Source organism: Kitasatospora sp. NPDC001660 (genome assembly GCF_053596725.1).
Window position 1 is genome coordinate 162,797 of record NZ_JBSFGU010000002.1, and the last position, 16,592, is coordinate 179,388.

The window sequence follows — 16,592 nt, forward strand, 5'->3', positions numbered from 1 at the left end:
GCGGGCACCCGCGCGGGCGAACTACAGTCGTCGGTATGACGAGAACCCCGGACAGCGCCGTCCGCTCCTACATCGACCAGCACCGGTCCGCCTTCCTGGCCGACCTCTGCGACTGGCTGCGCATCCCGTCGGTCTCCGCCGACCCGGCCCGGGCCGGGGACGTACGGCGCTCCGCCGAGTGGCTGGCCGCCAAGCTGCGCGACACCGGCTTCCCGGTGGCGGAGGTCTGGGAGACGGACGGCCTGCCGGCGGTGTTCGCCGAGTGGCCCTCCGGCGACTCGTCCGCTCCGACCGTCCTGGTCTACGGGCACCACGACGTCCAGCCGGCCGCCAGGGAGGACGGCTGGGACACCGACCCGTTCGAGCCGACCGTGGTCGACGGGCGGATGTTCGCGCGCGGCGCGGCCGACGACAAGGGCCAGGTGTTCTTCCACACCCTCGGTGTGCGGGCCCACCTGGCCGCCACCGGGCGCACCGCGCCCGCCGTCAACCTCAAGCTGCTGATCGAGGGCGAGGAGGAGTCCGGCTCGCCGCACTTCGCCGGCCTGGTCCGGCGCGAGGCCGCCCGGCTGGCCGCCGACGTGGTGATCATCTCGGACACCGGCATGTGGTCCGCGACCACGCCGACCGTCTGCACCGGCATGCGGGGCCTGGCCGACGCCCAGATCGACCTGTACGGGCCGGACACCGACATCCACTCCGGCTCCTTCGGCGGCGCCGTCCCCAACCCGGCGCAGGTCGCGGCCGAGCTGGCCGCCGCCCTGCACGACGCCGACCGGCGGGTCGCGGTCCCCGGCTTCTACGACGGCGTGATCGAGCTGACCGAGCGCGAGCGCGAGCTCTTCGCCGAGCTGCCCTTCGACGAGGAGCAGTGGCTGGGGGTCGCCAAGTCGTACGGCACGCGCGGCGAGGCCGGCTACTCCACCCTGGAGCGGATCTGGGCCCGCCCCACCGCCGAGGTCAACGGCATCTGGGGCGGCTACACCGGCCCCGGCGGCAAGACCATCGTCCCGGCGTCGGCGCACCTCAAGCTCTCCTTCCGGCTGGTCGCCGGGCAGGAGGTGGACAAGGTCCGCGACGCCGTGCGCGCGTGGGTTGCCGAGCAGGTGCCCGAGGGCATCCGCTACGAGCTGGTCTTCCCCGGCGCGACCCGGCCCTGCCTGACCCCGCTGGACCACCCGGCGCTGCAGTCCACCGTCCGCGCGATGGGGCGCGCCTTCGGACAGAGGATCCTCTTCACCCGCGAGGGCGGCTCCGGCCCCGCCGCGGACCTCCAGGACGTGCTCGGCGCGCCGGTGCTCTTCCTCGGCATCTCGGTGCCCTCGGACGGCTGGCACTCGGTCAACGAGAAGGTCGAACTCGACCTGCTGGCCAAGGGCGTGGAGACCGCCGCCTACCTGTGGGGCGACCTGGCCGAGAACTTCCGGCCCGGCGCGTGAGCCCGTCCTCGGACCGCGCCGTCCGCGCGCACCATGGCAGTCAGATCACTCATCCGGATGATTCACCACGTGGGGATGGAACGAAGTGAGCACCGTGCCTGAGACCGAACGCCCACTGCACCTGGCACTGGCCCGGGCCGGAGTGGACCGGGCGGCCGAGCACCGGTTCGACGAGCCCTGGCTCGCAGCCGCCTGGAGCCACCCGACCACCCGGGTGCTGCCGATCGCCGGCGGCGAGGCCTTCGTGGTCGACACCGCCCGGGGCACCGAACTGGTCCTGCTGCCCTCCTTCGAGGCCCCGCAGACCGGCGACCGGTACTTCCTCGGCACCGACGAGGACGGCGTCTCCTACTTCGCGCTGGCCGGCGAGAGCCTGCCCGGGCGGCTGGACGGCGACGCCCGTCCGGCCGGGCTGCGCGAGGTCGGCGCGCTGCTGTCCGACCGCGACGCGGGGCTGCTGGTGCACGCCGTCGCGCTGGAGCACTGGCACCGGCTGCACAGCTTCTGCTCGCGCTGCGGCCACCCGACCGAGAAGGCCGGCGCCGGGCACGTGCGGCGCTGCACCTCCTGCGCGGCCGAGCACTACCCGCGCACCGACCCCGCGGTGATCATGGTGATCACCGACGAGCAGGACCGCTGCCTGCTCGGCCGCCAGGCGCTGTGGCCGGAGGGCCGCTGGTCCACCCTGGCCGGCTTCGTCGAGCCGGGCGAGTCGATCGAGCAGGCGGTCGCCCGCGAGGTCCACGAGGAGGCCGGCGTCCGGGTCGGCGAGGTGCACTACGTCGCCAGCCAGCCCTGGCCGTTCCCGTCCAGCCTGATGCTCGGCTTCACCGGCAAGGCGCTGCCCGGCGGCACCGAGATCACCGTGGACGGCGAGGAACTCGCCGAGGCGCGCTGGTTCTCGCGCGAGGAGCTGCGGGCCGGGATGGAGGCGGGGGAGATCCTGCCGCCCTCCGGGATCTCGATCGCGCGCCACCTCGTCGAACTCTGGTACGGCGAACCGCTGCCGTCCTCGGCGCGCTGGTAATTCCCGCCGATTCCACCGGGTCCGCCGAAAAATGGGGCGCGTGGCTTGTGCCGCGCGCCCCCATTTTCGATTTCGATCCCTTCCGGAACCCGCGCCCACCGGATGTTCGTGACCGGACGGGCCTTGCCTGCCCCGGCCGCACGCCACCCGGCGCGCGCCACCAACCCGCGCGGACGACATTGCCGGAAACGGCTGAAACCCCGTCACCCCGCTCGCTACATTCACTCGGGTGACAATCCCCCGGGGCACCGCCCAATCCCCCAAATACCAGCGCCTCGCCGCCGACCTGCGCCGCCGCATCGCCGAGGGCGAGTTCACCGCCGACGCCGCCCTCCCGGTCGAGAGCGAACTGGAACGCCAGTACGGAGTCGCCCGCAACACCGTCCGCCTCGCCGTCGACGTCCTCGTCAACGAAGGCCGGCTCGTCCGCCTCCAGGGCAAGGGCACCTACCTGCGCGAACACCCGGTCCTCGACCACCACGCCTACGGCCCCGCGCTGCCCGCCGCCCCGCGCGACTGCCTCGCCGTCCCCACCGCCGTCTACCTCGGCGAGGCCGCCGAGGCCGGCCGCGAACTCGGCACCGACTTCGAGATGATGATCGTCCGCGCCCGGGTCGACATCGCCGAACGCCTCGGACTGCGTCCCGGTGAGGCCATCGTCGTCCGCCGCCAGCTGCGCACGCTCGACCGCGAGCCGTACTCGATCGAGGAGAGCCACTACCGGGCCGGCCTCGCCGCGGGCACCCCGCTGATGGAGCCCGACCCCGTCGAGGGCGGGGACGAGGCGGTCCTCGCGGCCCTCGGCCGCACCGAGATCGGTGCCGTCGACCACCTCGTGGCCCGGATGCCCGGCCCGGAGGAGGCCCAGTGGTTCCAGGGCGGCCCGGGCGTGCCCCTCATGGTGCAGACCCGTGTCACCTACGACCGGCGCGGGCCGGTCCGGGTCATCGAGACCCGCTACTCGGCCGACCGCAGCCGACTCGTCTACGGCGTCGGCGACCTCGGAGCGCGCACCACGCTGCCCGCGCCCGCGGCCCCCGTCGACCCGGCCCCGGCCGACCCGGTCCCGGCCGACGCGCCCTGAGACGCGCCGGCCCGGGCGGGCCCGCAGGCGGGCCCGGGGGCGCTCCGCCCGGCGCGGATCAGGCCGCGAGGGCCTTCTTGACCTGCAGCAGGCTCGGGTTGGTCATGACGACCTGCTCGCCGCCGCCCGTCGGCGTCACCAGCACCGTCGGGACCGTCTGGTTGCCGTTGTTCACCGACTCGACGAAGGACGCCGACGCCGGGTCCTCCTCGATGTTGATCTCGGTGTAGCCGATGCCTTCACGGTCCAGCTGGCTCTTGAGTCGGTTGCAGTACCCACACCAGGTCGTGCTGTACATCGTCACGGTGCCGGACATCGAGGGGGCTCCTTCGGAAAGGGGGCGGACGGTCTCTGGTCTCCGGACGCAACGTCCGACGCGCGGCGGGCATTCCGGCCGCCGTGTCCAGGCCGCCGTGGTCGCGACGGCCGCGCCGGAGGGTGCGAAGCCCGGAGAGGCAGAGTGATCATCCTGCGGTCACACCGGGCCTGTGGACAACCCGGCCCCGGTTGTCCCACCGGGCTGAGAGGATGGAACGCATGCAGGAAGACCTCTTGAGCGGCGGCCCCGGCGACCCCTGGACCGGCACCGGCAACCCCTGGGCCGACCCCGCGCGCGACGCGGGCCCCGACGCCGTGCTCGCCGGCCTCGACCCCGAACAGCGCGCCGTCGCCACCGCCCTGCACGGGCCCGTCTGCGTCCTCGCCGGCGCCGGCACGGGCAAGACCCGCGCCATCACCCACCGCATCGCCTACGGCGTGCGCAGCGGCGTCTACCAGCCCCAGCAGGTCCTCGCCGTCACCTTCACCGCCCGCGCCGCCGGCGAGATGCGCGGCCGCCTGCGCCAGCTCGGCGCCGACGGCGTCCAGGCCCGCACCTTCCACGCCGCCGCCCTGCGCCAGCTCCAGTACTTCTGGCCCCGCGCCGTCGGCGGCCCCGTCCCGCAGCTCATCGAACGCAAGATCCAGCTCGTCGCCGAATCCGCCGGCCGCTGCGGCCTGCGCGTCCAGCGCACCGAACTGCGCGACCTCACCGCCGAGATCGAATGGGCCAAGGTCACCCAGATCGGCCCCGACGACTACCCCGCCGCCGTCCAGAAGTCCGGCCGCGACGCCCCCCGCGACCCCGCCGAGACCGCCCAGGTCTACCGCGTCTACGAGGAGGCCAAGAGCCGCCGCGGCGTCATCGACTTCGAGGACGTCCTCCTGCTCACCGCCGCCATCCTCGAGGACCGCCCCGACATCGCCGACCAGGTCCGCGCCCAGTACCGGCACTTCACCGTCGACGAGTACCAGGACGTCTCCCCGCTCCAGCAGCGCCTCCTCGACCAGTGGACCGGCCCCGGCGGCGGTGCCAGCCTCTGCGTCGTCGGCGACGCCAGCCAGACCATCTACTCCTTCACCGGCGCCACCCCCGACTACCTCCTCCACTTCCGCGGCCGCCACCCCGACGCCACCGTCGTCAAGCTCGTCCGCGACTACCGCTCCACCCCCCAGGTCGTCCACCTCGCCAACGGACTCCTCGCCCAGGCCCGCGGCGAGGCCGCCCGCCACCGCCTCGAACTCGTCTCCCAGCGCGAGGCCGGCCCCGAACCCGTCTACACCGAGTACGAGGACGAGCCCACCGAGGCCGAGACCACCGCCCGCCGCATCAAGGACCTCCTCGCCGCCGGTGTCCGCGCCAGCGAGGTCGCCGTCCTCTTCCGCACCAACAGCCAGTCCGAGGTCTACGAACAGGCCCTCGCCGACCTCGGCGTCCCCTACCAGCTCAAGGGCGCCGAGCGGTTCTTCGAACGCCCCGAGGTCCGCGACGCCGGCATCCTGCTGCGCGGCGCCGCCCGCGCCGCCGCCGACCCCCTCACCGACGGCGCCGACCTCGCCGGCCAGGTCCGCGCCGTCCTCGCCAGCCGCGGCTTCACCCCCGAACCCCCGGCCGGCTCCGGCGCCGTCCGCGACCGCTGGGAATCCCTCGCCGCCCTCGTCCGGCTCGCCGAGGAGTTCGAACGCTCCCGCACCGCCGCCGGGCAGCACACCGACCTCGCCGCCTACGTCGCCGAACTCGACGCCCGCGCGGCCGCCCAGCACGCCCCCGCCGTCGAAGGCGTCACCCTCGCCTCGCTGCACGCCGCCAAGGGCCTCGAATGGGACGCCGTCTTCCTCGTCGGCCTCACCGAGGGCACCCTGCCGATCATCTACGCCAAGACCGAAGAACAGGTCGAGGAGGAGCGCCGCCTCCTCTACGTCGGCGTCACCCGCGCCCGCAAACACCTCTCCCTCTCCTGGGCCCTCTCCCGCTCCCCGGGCGGCCGCGCCGGCCGCAAGCCCACCCGCTTCCTCGACGGGCTGCGCCCCGGCTCGGCCGCACCCGGCACCCGTACCGGCGCGCGGGGCGGGCGCGGGGGCGTGGAGTTCGGCGAGCGCGCCGCCGGGCGGAAGGTCCGCGGACCGGTCAAGTGCCGCGTCTGCGAACGGGTCCTCACCGACGCCGTCGAACGCAAGCTCCGCCGCTGCGAGACCTGCCCCTCCACCATGGACGAGGCGCTGTACGAGCGGCTGCGCGAATGGCGCGCCCGGCAGGCCAGGAAGCAGGGCGCCCCCGCCTACGTGGTGTTCACCGACGCGACGCTCATGGCGATCGCCGAGGACGTGCCCGCCGGCCGCGGGGAACTGGCCCGGATCTCCGGGGTCGGTGCCATGAAGCTGGACAAGTACGGGGCCGCCGTGCTCTCGTTGTGTGCGGGGGAGGAGCCCGAGGAGGAACCGGACGGCGTCGTGGACGACGGTCCGGTCGAACCGGCGTGAGCCGGTGCGGGCGCGGTCACGGGGACTGCTCGGGGGACTCTCGCGCGACATCGGAACGCGCTGCCCACCGTGCCGGAAGACTCGCCGCGAAAAATAGTTTGCGCGGCATACCTGGAGCGCAATAGCCTGCCGGAGCGGTCAAGGGGACGCGAACGCACGGGGTGACGCCTGTGCCGAGTTCCCGCGCCCAACAGCTTCACCAAGACAGACATCCGAACATTCGGAGCAGGGGAAACCCGGCTCCGCGAGACGCCGAGAGGAGGCGAAGACAGTGGGAAACATCATGATCACCAAAATGACTGGCCAGACCGTTGTCGCTGCCTCCCTGCGTGACGCCCGCCTGCGGGCGTCCGCCGAGCTCGGTGGAACCGGTCTGGGTCTCGACACCACCGGTGTCTCCGTCGTCCCCGCCGCCGCTGTCAGTGGTCTCGGACACACTGATCTGTGCATCGCGGTCGGCAGGAGCGTCGAAGGCACCTCTGTCGAGACCGGTCTGTCCCGCGACTGGGCATCGTTCGGCACGCCGCGCTCCGAGCGCGACGAGCGACCGACCCAGGCACCGAAGGCGGTCGTAGCCGCAGCCATGCATGGCGGCTATGCGCAGGTCATCGGTGCCGGAAACGCCCAGAAGCAGAACGAGCAGCAGATCAAGCAGGCCGAGGCCGCCATTACGGGCGCCATGGCCATCCGGATGCGGGCCTTCCGCGGGCCTGAACCCTGGAGAGAACGAACCTGAGTCAGCCTCAGGTCGGCACCTCCAGGGCCGCGGAACCCGTCACACCGGGATCCGCGGCCCTTCTGTTTTGTCCGGTACGCAAGACCACCCAGGCCCCCCGGGGCCTCCGGCCCAGCACCACCAGTCCGCCGGGCCGGAACCACTGAGAAGACGAGGAAGACGCAGACAGTGTCCACGGTCATCACACCGCCCACCCCGTCCGTACCGCCGACAAGCCAGATCACCAAGGCCGACCAGGCCGACCCCCCGGAGGTTCCTTCCATGCAGCTCAGCTCGATCGAGCAGGCCGAGGCACTCGGTCTCCCCATCCCGTGCCGCGCCTTCGACCCCGAGGTCTTCTTCGCCGAGACGCCCGCCGACGTCGAGTACGCGAAGTCCCTCTGCGGCACCTGCCCCGTCAAGGAGGCCTGTCTCGCCGGCGCCCTCGAGCGCCGCGAGCCCTGGGGCGTCTGGGGCGGCGAGCTCTTCGTCCAGGGCGTCGTCGTGGCCCGCAAGCGGCCCCGTGGCCGTCCGCGCAAGACCGAGGTCATGGCGTGAGCCCCGACCACGGAGCCGGAGCCGCCCGCCGGGGAGAGCAGCCCCCGCTGGACAGTTCCCTCCGCCGTTCCGTGCGGATCGCCGCCGCCAAGGCCGACGCCGCCCGCACCAACCCCTTCCCGACGACGCACCACGAGCAGGACCACGACATGACCGCCGCCGCCATCGACCCCGCCGTCCGCGCCGAACAGGCCACCGAACTCCAGATCCAGAACAGGACCCTCGAGATGCAACTCCTCCACGAATCCCTGGCCCGCGCCCATATGCAAGAGCGACTGCACGAGGCCGAGCACCAACGGCTCGTCACCCGCGTCGCCCGGGCACGCAAGCTGAAGCAGCGGGCCGAGCGCGCCTCGCTGCGGGCCCGCAAGGCCCTCGCCGTCGCCCTGATGTAGTCACACGCGTGTAGGCACGCCCGTACAGGCACAGGACGAACGGCACACCCCCGTCGCGCCGCAGGCCGCCCCCCGCACCCGGGGAGCGGCCTGTGGCCGTTTTGCGCGCTTCGGCTCGGCGTCCCCTGCTCGGCCGCGCCGGCTCGGAGTCGCCTTCCCGGCGCCGCCAGCCCGGAGTTGTTGCCCGCTCAGCGCCGCTTGCGAGCCCGCTTCCCGCCGGGCACCTGCTCGGCGAACTCCGGCAGCCACTCCAGCATCTCCGCCCGGAACGGCGCCTTCGCCCCCAGCTGGCACAGCACCCCGATCGTGCTCAACGTCACCCGGTGGATCAGCAGATACGCCGGCGGCAGGTTCAACTGCTTGCCCAGGTTGTAGGCCGGCGAGCGCGGATCCGCGATCCGGGCCGCCTGCGCCCGCATCCACGCCCGTGTGAAATGGAACGAGTCCACCGCCGCCGGCTCGATGATCGGCAGCAGGTAGTCCAGCACCGCGTCCGGATCCAGCTCGATCGAGGGCTTCACGAAGCCCTCCTCCCGCAGCATCTCCAGCACGCCCGCCGCGTTCCCCGCCAACGCCATCCGCAGCGACGCCCCGATCGGCGCCGGCAGCCCACCCGGCAACCGGTCCACCGTTCCGAAGTCCAGCACCCCCAGCCGCCACCCCGACACCGGCCCGTCGTCCGTCAACAACCGGAAATTGCCCGGATGCGGATCCGCGTGCAACAGCCCCGTCCGCGACGGACCGGCGAACAGGAACCGGGCCAGCAACTGTCCCGCCCGGTCCCGCTCCTCCTGACTCCCGCCCGCGATCACCTCCGCCAGGGGCGTGCCATCCATCCACTCCGTCACCAGCACCTGATCCGCCTGCGCCACCACGTTCGGCACCACGATGTCCGGATCGTCCGCGAACTCCTCGGCGTGCCGGCGCTGCGCCTGCGCCTCCAGCTCGTAGTCGAGCTCCTCGGAGACCCGCTCGCGCAGCTCGGTGATCAGCGGCTTGATGTCCAGCCCCGGGATCAGCGGGCCCAGCAGCCAGGCGACGCGGCCGAGTTGCGACAGGTCCGCGAGCAGCGCGTCGCCCGCGCCCGGGTACTGCACCTTGACGGCGACCCGGCGGCCGTCGTGCCAGACCGCCCGGTGCACCTGGCCGATCGAGGCGGCCGCCGCCGGCCGGTCGTCGAACTCCAGGAACAGCTCACGCCAGTTGGTCCCGAGGCGCTCGGCGAGTGCGGCGTGCACCTTGGCGGCGGGCATCGGGGGAGCGGCGTCCTGCAGCTTGGTGAGCGCCGCCCGGTACGGCCCGGCGACCTCCTCGGGCAATGCGGCCTCGAAGACGGACAGCACCTGCCCGAACTTCATCGCCCCGCCCTTGAGTTCGCCGAGCACCTTGAACAGCTGGTCGGCGGTGGCCTGTTGCAGTTCGGCCGTCACCACCTCGGCGGACCGGCCGCCGATCCGCCTGCCCAGCCCGAGCGTGGCGCGGCCGGCTATCCCCAGGGGCAGGGCGGCGAGCCGTGCCGTGCGGGTCACTGCCTTGCGCGGAAGATCGCTCACCGGGCCTCCATCCCACATACCCCCGGCCCCCGGTACCGGACGGCCGACCATCACTACGCCATTGTGCCCGTTCCCCGCCCCGCTCCCGCCCGCATTTCACGGAGGCCTGCGGGCGTACGGCTCGCGGGGGACGGCGGCGGGTGGCGGATCAGCGGGGCAGGCGCAGGGCCAGGCCGTCGAGGACGACTTCGAGGCCGTAGCTGAACTTGGTGTCGCGGGTGGCCACCGGGTCGATGGCGGCGGCGGCGGTCGCGTAGGCGTCGGAGAGGTGCTCGAAGCCGTCGGCCGCCTCCTGGGCGGCGGGCATGAGGCGGGCGATGAACTCGGCCTCCGTCTCGCCGGAGCGGGCCACGGTGGTGAGCCAGGCCGACTCCGTGGTGCCCATGCCGATGGTGTAGCAGACCAGGGTGTCGATCGCCCGGACGGGCTCGGGGAATCCGGCGGCGGTGAAGAGGACGGTCAGCTGCTCGGCGAAGGACATGAGGTTGGGGCCCAGGTAGGCGAGGCCCGCCTGGCCGAGGACGGACGACAGCCAGGGGTGGCGCAGGATCGTCGCGCGGAACGCCTGGGCGGCGTCGGTGGCCGCGGCGCGCCAGTCGGGGCTGTCGGCGGGCGGGAGGACGACCTCGCCGAAGACCTCGTCGACCGCGAGCTCCATGAGCTCGTCCTTGGTCGCGACGTGGCGGTAGAGGGAGGTCGCGCCGGCGTTCAGGCGGGCGGCGAGCTTGCGCATGCTCAGAGCCTCGGTGCCGTCGGCGTCGAGCATCACGATCGCCTCGCGGACGATCGCGTCCCGGTTGAGCACGGGCTGGTCGGGCTCGCGCTGCCGGCGTGCCCATACGGACGGGATCGGGTTCGTGCTGGCGGCCATGGGCGCTCCCTTCTGCGTACACCGTTCGCACTCAGCGTACAGCAATTCCATGTTGCGCACACTGTTCCGCAGTGCGTACAGTGTTCGCAGAGACGGAACGCAGTGCGCACCGGGGGAACGGTGTGCGCATGGAGAGGGGAGATCTCATGCAAGCCCGTAATCCGCACCGCTGGTGGATCCTGATCGTGCTGTGCCTGAGCTCGCTGGTCCTGGTGATCGACAGCATGGCGCTGACCGTGGCCGTGCCCTCGATGACGGCGGACCTCGGCGCGAGCGCCCAGGACACCCAGTGGATCCTCGACTCCTACGTCCTGGTCTTCGCCGGGCTGCTGCTGACCTCCGGCAGCCTCGGCGACCGCTTCGGCCGTCGGAAGATCATGATCATCGGCCTGCTGCTCTTCGGGGCGGCGTCGCTGGCGGCGACCTTCTGCACGAACCCCGGCGAGGTGATCGCCTCCCGCGTCGCGATGGGTGTCGGCGGTGCGCTGATCATGCCGTCGACGCTGTCGATCCTCATCACCGTCTTCGACGAGGACGAGCGCGGCAAGGCGATGGCGGCCTGGGGCTCGGTGTCGATGCTCGGTCTGGTCGGCAGCCCGGTCCTCGGCGGTGTGCTGATCGACCACTTCTCGTGGCACTCGATCTTCTTCCTCAACGTTCCGGTCGTCGCCCTCGCGATCCTGGCCGGCCTGGTGCTGATGCCGGAGTCCAAGGGGCCGTGGCAGAAGCCGGACCCGCTCGGCGCGGTGCTGTCCGCGGTCGGCATGACGGCGCTGATCTGGTGGATCATCGAGATCCCGCAGCACGGCGCGTTCGGCGGCCGCTCGCTGGTCACCCTGGCCGTGGCGGTGGTGGCGCTCGGCGGGTTCGTGGTCTGGGAGAACGTCACCGACGCGCCGATGGTGCCGCTGGCCCTCTTCGGACACCGCAACTTCAGCGGCGGCTCGCTCTCGCTGACGCTGGTCCAGATCGGCAACGGCGGCCTGCTGCTGGTGCTCACCCAGTACCTGCAGTTCGTGCTGGGCTACTCGCCGGTCGAGGCGGGGCTCGCCTTCGTGCCGCTCGCCGTCGCCGCGCTGGTCGGCAACGGGGCCGGGGCCAAGTTCGCCGCGAAGATCGGCAACCGCTTCCTGATCCTCGCCGGAATGCTCGTGATGGCCGCCGCCTTCGGGCTGCTGACCACCGTCTCGGCTGAGAGCGGCTTCACTGTGCCGGCGGTCGCGCTCGGTCTGCTCGGGCTCGGGGCCGGACTGGCCATGCCGGCCGCGGTGGGCGCGCTGATGGGCACCATCCCGGCGGAGCAGGCGGGCGTTGGCTCGGCGCTGAACGACACCATCCAGCAGGCGGGCACCGCGCTCGGCATCGCGATCCTCGGCTCGCTGCTGTCGAGCGGCTTCGCGAGCCGGATGCCGGCGGGGCTTCCGGAGGAGGCGAAGCACTCGATCGCCGGGGCGCTGGCGGTCGCGAAGGGGGACGCCGGGCTCGTGCACACCGCTCGGGAGGCGTTCGCGAGTGCGATGTCGACCACCTTCACGATCAGCGCGATCGGGGTGCTGACGGCAGCGCTCGTGGCCACGCTGGTCATGCGGGACCGCCCGGCGGGAGTCGGCGCGGAGCCGGTGGCCGAGACCGCTGCTGACGAGACTGCCGAGTCGGCGGAGGGTGCGGCGATCGCCGCCTGACGGAGCTCAGCTCGATTCGTCCTCACCGAGAAGGCCGGTGCCCCTGGGGGTACCGGCCTTCGGTGACGGGGGGAGGGGCCCCTCCCCCTCCCCCCCGCCCACCAACTCACTCACTCACTCACCGCCCACCCGACCGCCCCTCACCTCACCTCGGTGGCAGCGGCTGCCAGAGGCAGCCGCAGTCCGAGTGGCCCGTCAGCCGTAGCCGACGCGGCATTCCGTCGGTCGCCGAGACCTCGCACCACCCGTTGACGCTCGGCGGCCGGCCGCCGTCCAGGTGCACCTGGACGTGGAGGGCCGCCAGGCCCGCCACGGCGGTGGCCAGTGCGGTGTCGCAGGCCGGGGTGCGCGCACGCCCCGGTCCTCCGTCCGCGAGTTGGGCCAGCACCCGTGGCCATGCCGCATCCTCGTCCTCCCGTCGCAGCACCAGGCAATGCCCGCAGGCCGACACTCCCGGCACCACCAGGGGCCCGACCACTCCGAACTCCTCCACCACCCCCACGTAGAGATGCGGCACCCCGGCCCGCAGCAGCTGCCGCGCCTCGTACGCCCCGCCCGCGAACGCCCCGCTGCCGTCCCGCGGCGCGAGCACCACGAGATCGGGCGGCTCGTCCGCGCTCCGTCGTGGCGTGGGTGCCGGGCGCCGGGCCGAAGCCCGCAGCACTGCCTCCTTCGCGGCCGTCATGCGCAGCCGCCCGACGTCCGACGGCGGCACTCCCGCGGGCGAGCAGTCGCCCGGCCGGACCCGGCCGCCGTCCTTCACCGTGACGGCCCCCGCCCCGCCCGCCGCGAGCACCGCCGCCACGGCGGCTCCCACCCGCCCCGCGCCGCGGACCTCGATCCGGGCGTCCGCCCGTCGGGCCAGCACCGCCGGCGCGGCGCCAGGGCCGGAGTGGACCAGCGAGAGCGATGCGAGGTCCGGCCCGAGCAGCTCCCGGTGCGGTTGTGGGAACCGGGCGAGCGCGGCTTCGGCGGCTTGCGCGTCGTCGAGCAGCCCGGCCTGCTCCAGGTCGGCGAGCAGTGCCTCGGCGGGGTCGCGGCCGAGCCCGGCCTTCTCGCCGGCGGCCAGCAGCGCGGGCCGGTCCCGCGTGCCGTCGAGCAGGCCCAGGAAGTCGCACAGGGTCTTGTCGGCGTGCTCGACCACCCCCGCGTAGCGGCTGATGGTCCCGAACTGCAGGGTCTCGGAGTCCCGCCAGCTGCGGGACAGGGCGGGCTTCAGGGCGAGGCGCACGGCGATCTCCTCTCCGGTCGTTTTCGGACGGCTGACCGCAGCTTGCCCCATCGGCACGACATCGTGCGCAGAGTTATCCACAGGCGTGGGCTCATGATCACATCATCCGTTCGCAAGCCCTGTGGATAACTGACTATCCGCTCCGGCGTCGATTTCCGGACACCCCTTGTCGGCCTTTCGTTCCCGATCACTCCACGAAAGATTTCGGCCATGGCAGCGGACTTCTGTCAGCGGTACCGGGTAACGTCGTGTGCCATGGCAGCCGAGCGGGACTCCCATCCACCGGCGTCGCGTCGGCGTGCCCGTGCAGCGTCCGGGTCGCAAGTGGCGGCGCCGAGCACACGTGGGCGCCCGGATCAGCAGTCGAGGCAGCCGCAGTCGCAGCACCAGCCGCCCCCGCCCAAGCCCGGGGAGCCGCACGACCGCACGCGGGTCGAGGTGCGCCGCAGTGCCCGCCGCAGCCGCACCGTCTCCGCCTACCGGGAGGGCGATCGCACCGTCGTCCTGATCCCGGCCCGGATGTCGCACGCCGAGGAGCAGCGCTGGGTCGCGCAGATGCTGGAGAAGCTGGCCGCGCAGGAGAGCCGCCGGATTCCCGGGGACGACGCGCTGGAGGCCCGGGCCCGCGAGCTGTCCGCCGCCTACCTGGACGGTCGTGCGAAGCCGGCCCAGGTCCGCTGGGTCACCAACCAGAACTCGCGCTGGGGTTCGTGCACCCCGAGTGAGCGGACGATCCGGCTCTCCCACCGTCTCCAGGGCATGCCGGAGTACGTGCTCGACTACGTCCTGCTGCACGAGCTGGCGCACCTGCTGGTACCGGACCACGGTCCGGCGTTCTGGGCGTTGCTGGAGGCCTATCCCCGGACGGAGCGGGCGCGCGGGTACCTGGAGGGTGTGGTGTCGGCGGCCCGGCTGCCGCACGTCCCGGGGGCCCGGCACGCGGACCCGGAGTCGGATCCGGCGCGTTCCTGCGGCTGAAGGCGCGCGGCGGGAAGCCGTACGGCGGGCCGCTGGATCGAACGTGGGAGCGACGAAAAGGGGCGTGGACCGTATCGGCCCGCGCCCCCTTCCTTCGGTCGCACCTCAGCTCGTGAGCCGCCTCGCCCGGGCCACGAGGTCGCGCACCGAGTGGTCGGTCAGCTCGGGCAGGCGGTCGTAGTCGAACCAGCGCAGGTCGAGCGACTCCTCACTGATGAGCGCCTGCGCGCCGGCCGGGGCCAGCGCGATGTACTGGACGTCCAGGTGGGTGTTCTCCGGCCGGTCCTTGCCGGTGCAGCGGACCTGGTGCCGGTCGAGCTTGGCCGGGGCCGGCAGGCCGTCCACCGCCAGCAGGGCGAGGTCCGGGATGCCGGACTCCTCGACGGCCTCGCGCAGCGCGGCGGACGCGAGGTCGCGGTCGCCCGGCTCGCAGTGGCCGCCCATCTGCAGCCACATGCCGACCTTGGGGTGCAGGGTGAGCAGCACCCTCCCGGCCGCCGGGTCGACGACCGCCGCGCTCGCGGTGATGTGCGCGGGCAGGCAGGAGCGGTACAGGCCCTCGGGCTGCGCGGCCAGGTGTTCCAGGTAGTCCAGCCGCAGCTGTTCCTGGTCCTCGTCGGCGGGCCGCCACCGGGTCAGGGCGCCGACGGCGTCCGCGTGCAGGGCGGACGCCCCCGTGTCGGTGGCGGTCATGCGGTGGGCCCGCCCTTTCCGTCGGTGTTGTCGCGCTCGGGCTCGTCGCCCTTCGTCAGGTCGGTGGTGCCGCCGGCCGCGGCCTCGCCGAGCAGCTTGTCCAGCGCGTCGAAGTCGATGCCGCCCTCCAGGTCGCCGGCCGCGCCGCGGTGCACGAAGGCGTCCGGGTCGTCGAGGTCGGCGGCGGTGGGCAGCATGTCCGGGTGCTCCCAGAGGGCGTCGCGGCCCTCGATGCCGCGCGCGTCGGCGAGCAGCGCCCAGAGCCGGGCGGCGTCGCGCAGGCGGCGCGGGCGCAGTTCCAGGCCGACGAGGGTGGCGAAGGTCTGCTCGGCGGGGCCGCCGGCCGCGCGGCGGCGGCGGACGGTCTCGCGCAGGGCGCCGGCCTGGGGCAGGTGGGGTTCGGCGGCGGTGTGGACGACGGCGTCGACCCAGCCCTCGACCAGGGCGAGCGCGGTCTCCAGGCGGGCCAGGGCGGTCTTCTGCTCGGGGGTGTCCTCGGGCTGGAGGAGGCCGCCGGCGAGCGCCTCCTGGAGCGCCTCGGGGTTGGTGGGGTCGAGCTGGCCGACGAGTTCCTCCATGCGGGAGGTGTCGACCTTGATGCCGCGCGCGTAGGCCTCGACGGCGCCGAGGAGGTGGGCGCGCAACCACGGCACGTGGGCGAAGAGGCGCTGGTGGGCGGCCTCGCGCAGGGCGAGGTAGAGGCGGACCTCGTCGGCGGGCACGTTGAGGCCCTCGCCGAACTCGGCGACGTTCTGGGGCAGCAGCGCGGCCTTGCCGGCCGGGGCGAGGGGCAGGCCGACGTCGGTGGAGCCGACGACCTCGGCGGCGAGGGCGCCGAGGGCCTGGCCGATCTGGGTGCCGAACATGGCGCCGCCCATGGAGCGCATCATGCCCATGAGCGGGCCGGCCACGGCCTGCATCTCCTCGGGCAGGACGCCGCCCATGGCGGTGCCGACGCGTTCGGCGACGGGGTCGACGAGGTCCTTCCAGACCGGGAGGGTGGCCTCGATCCACTCGGCGCGGCTCCAGGCGACGGCGGTGCCGGCGCCGGAGGGGAACTCGGTGGCGCCGTCGAGCCAGAGGTCGGCGAGCCGGACGGCCTCGGCGACGGCGGAGTGCTCGGTGGCGCTGACCGAGCGGTCCTTGCTCTTGCCCTCGGCGGGTTCGGCGACGACGGTCTGGCGGGCGATGTTCTTGGCGAGGTCCCAGTTCACCGGGCCGCCCTCGAACGAGAGCATCTGCCCGAGCTGCTGGAACGCGGCGCCGAGGTCGTTGGGGTTGAGGCCGCCGAACATCGCGGCGAACGGGTTGTCGCCCGCGCCGGGGGCGCCGGGGGCACCGCCGGGCATCCCGAACAGCGCGCCGAAGGGGTTGCCGGCCCCGAAGCCGAACGGCTGGGAGCCGCTCTGGCCGGGGCTCTGGCTGCCCTGGTCCTTCTTCTGCTCGTCGTCGGGCTTGGCCTTGCCGTCCTCGGGCTCCTCGGGCGGAACGCCGAATCCGAAGGGAAGGTCGCTCACGGGGTCCTCGATCCGGTCGGCCGTCATGCGGGTGTGGCGGGAAGTCTGCG

The 16,592-nt window shown here is 73.3% G+C and carries 15 protein-coding genes; 9 read left to right on the forward strand and 6 right to left on the reverse strand.

The window, feature by feature from the left end:
- Window positions 1-35 precede the first annotated feature (35 nt).
- The 3 genes from ACWCXH_RS02695 (at window position 36) to ACWCXH_RS02705 (ending at window position 3,550) form a co-directional block, all read left to right on the forward strand.
- Window positions 36-1,439 (forward strand): dipeptidase, encoded by a 1,404-nt coding sequence (locus ACWCXH_RS02695; RefSeq protein ID WP_449799498.1) that lies wholly within the window; start codon window positions 36-38, stop codon window positions 1,437-1,439.
- Window positions 1,440-1,524: 85 nt separating this feature from the next.
- Window positions 1,525-2,466: an NAD(+) diphosphatase gene (gene nudC, locus ACWCXH_RS02700; RefSeq protein ID WP_449799499.1), complete on the forward strand. Its 942-nt coding sequence runs from the start codon at window positions 1,525-1,527 to the stop codon at window positions 2,464-2,466.
- 229 nt (window positions 2,467-2,695) lie between these two features.
- On the forward strand, window positions 2,696-3,550 hold the full coding sequence (locus ACWCXH_RS02705; protein ID WP_449799500.1) for a GntR family transcriptional regulator: 855 nt from the start codon (window positions 2,696-2,698) through the stop codon (window positions 3,548-3,550).
- Window positions 3,551-3,608: 58 nt separating this feature from the next.
- On the opposite strand, the gene ACWCXH_RS02710 is transcribed toward ACWCXH_RS02705, so the two are convergent.
- Window positions 3,609-3,866, reverse strand: coding sequence for a mycoredoxin (locus tag ACWCXH_RS02710; protein ID WP_449799501.1), 258 nt, complete (start codon window positions 3,864-3,866; stop codon window positions 3,609-3,611).
- Between the two features lie 317 nt (window positions 3,867-4,183).
- Between ACWCXH_RS02710 and ACWCXH_RS02715 the strand changes: the two genes are divergently transcribed.
- The 4 genes from ACWCXH_RS02715 (at window position 4,184) to ACWCXH_RS02730 (ending at window position 8,017) form a co-directional block, all read left to right on the forward strand.
- A complete protein-coding gene (locus tag ACWCXH_RS02715; RefSeq protein WP_449799659.1) occupies window positions 4,184-6,349 on the forward strand; it encodes an ATP-dependent DNA helicase UvrD2 in 2,166 nt (721 codons plus the stop codon).
- Window positions 6,350-6,620: 271 nt separating this feature from the next.
- Window positions 6,621-7,085, forward strand: a complete 465-nt coding sequence (locus ACWCXH_RS02720) for a hypothetical protein (RefSeq protein WP_449799502.1) — start codon at window positions 6,621-6,623, stop codon at window positions 7,083-7,085.
- Between the two features lie 168 nt (window positions 7,086-7,253).
- Window positions 7,254-7,622 (forward strand): WhiB family transcriptional regulator, encoded by a 369-nt coding sequence (locus tag ACWCXH_RS02725; protein WP_449799503.1) that lies wholly within the window; start codon window positions 7,254-7,256, stop codon window positions 7,620-7,622.
- Between the two features lie 149 nt (window positions 7,623-7,771).
- Window positions 7,772-8,017: a hypothetical protein gene (locus ACWCXH_RS02730; RefSeq protein ID WP_449799660.1), complete on the forward strand. Its 246-nt coding sequence runs from the start codon at window positions 7,772-7,774 to the stop codon at window positions 8,015-8,017.
- Between the two features lie 188 nt (window positions 8,018-8,205).
- Here ACWCXH_RS02730 and ACWCXH_RS02735 read toward each other — a convergent pair whose 3' ends face one another.
- Together ACWCXH_RS02735 and ACWCXH_RS02740 are read right to left on the reverse strand one after the other, a co-directional pair.
- On the reverse strand, window positions 8,206-9,570 hold the full coding sequence (locus ACWCXH_RS02735; RefSeq protein ID WP_449799504.1) for an ABC1 kinase family protein: 1,365 nt from the start codon (window positions 9,568-9,570) through the stop codon (window positions 8,206-8,208).
- A gap of 148 nt (window positions 9,571-9,718) precedes the next feature.
- Complete coding sequence (locus ACWCXH_RS02740; protein ID WP_449799505.1) at window positions 9,719-10,441, reverse strand: TetR/AcrR family transcriptional regulator C-terminal domain-containing protein; 723 nt, start codon at window positions 10,439-10,441, stop codon at window positions 9,719-9,721.
- A 146-nt stretch (window positions 10,442-10,587) separates the two neighbouring features.
- On the opposite strand from ACWCXH_RS02740, the gene ACWCXH_RS02745 reads away from it, so the two are divergent.
- Complete coding sequence (locus tag ACWCXH_RS02745; protein WP_449799506.1) at window positions 10,588-12,123, forward strand: MFS transporter; 1,536 nt, start codon at window positions 10,588-10,590, stop codon at window positions 12,121-12,123.
- A 145-nt stretch (window positions 12,124-12,268) separates the two neighbouring features.
- On the opposite strand, the gene ACWCXH_RS02750 is transcribed toward ACWCXH_RS02745, so the two are convergent.
- A complete protein-coding gene (locus ACWCXH_RS02750) occupies window positions 12,269-13,354 on the reverse strand; it encodes a ThiF family adenylyltransferase (protein ID WP_449799507.1) in 1,086 nt (361 codons plus the stop codon).
- 324 nt (window positions 13,355-13,678) lie between these two features.
- On the opposite strand from ACWCXH_RS02750, the gene ACWCXH_RS02755 reads away from it, so the two are divergent.
- Window positions 13,679-14,332, forward strand: coding sequence for a M48 metallopeptidase family protein (locus ACWCXH_RS02755; RefSeq protein WP_449799508.1), 654 nt, complete (start codon window positions 13,679-13,681; stop codon window positions 14,330-14,332).
- 105 nt (window positions 14,333-14,437) lie between these two features.
- On the opposite strand, the gene ACWCXH_RS02760 is transcribed toward ACWCXH_RS02755, so the two are convergent.
- Window positions 14,438-15,025 carry an NUDIX hydrolase gene (locus ACWCXH_RS02760; RefSeq protein WP_449799509.1) on the reverse strand — a complete coding sequence of 196 codons (588 nt, stop codon included), beginning with the start codon at window positions 15,023-15,025 and terminating at the stop codon, window positions 14,438-14,440.
- Window positions 15,022-16,542, reverse strand: a complete 1,521-nt coding sequence (locus ACWCXH_RS02765) for a zinc-dependent metalloprotease (RefSeq protein WP_449799510.1) — start codon at window positions 16,540-16,542, stop codon at window positions 15,022-15,024. Before ACWCXH_RS02765 ends, ACWCXH_RS02760 begins: the two co-directional genes overlap by 4 nt.
- Between the last annotated feature and the right edge of the window lie 50 nt (window positions 16,543-16,592).

Excerpts from the sequence above, each read along its gene's own strand:
- ACWCXH_RS02695 (WP_449799498.1), top strand. The coding sequence starts at position 36 with ATGACGAGAACCCCGGACAGCGCCGTCCGCTCCTACATCGACCAGCAC.
- ACWCXH_RS02710 (WP_449799501.1), bottom strand. The coding sequence starts at position 3,866 with ATGTCCGGCACCGTGACGATGTACAGCACGACCTGGTGTGGGTACTGC.
- ACWCXH_RS02730 (WP_449799660.1), top strand. The coding sequence starts at position 7,772 with ATGACCGCCGCCGCCATCGACCCCGCCGTCCGCGCCGAACAGGCCACC.
- ACWCXH_RS02740 (WP_449799505.1), bottom strand. The coding sequence starts at position 10,441 with ATGGCCGCCAGCACGAACCCGATCCCGTCCGTATGGGCACGCCGGCAG.
- ACWCXH_RS02745 (WP_449799506.1), top strand. The coding sequence starts at position 10,588 with ATGCAAGCCCGTAATCCGCACCGCTGGTGGATCCTGATCGTGCTGTGC.
- ACWCXH_RS02760 (WP_449799509.1), bottom strand. The coding sequence starts at position 15,025 with ATGACCGCCACCGACACGGGGGCGTCCGCCCTGCACGCGGACGCCGTC.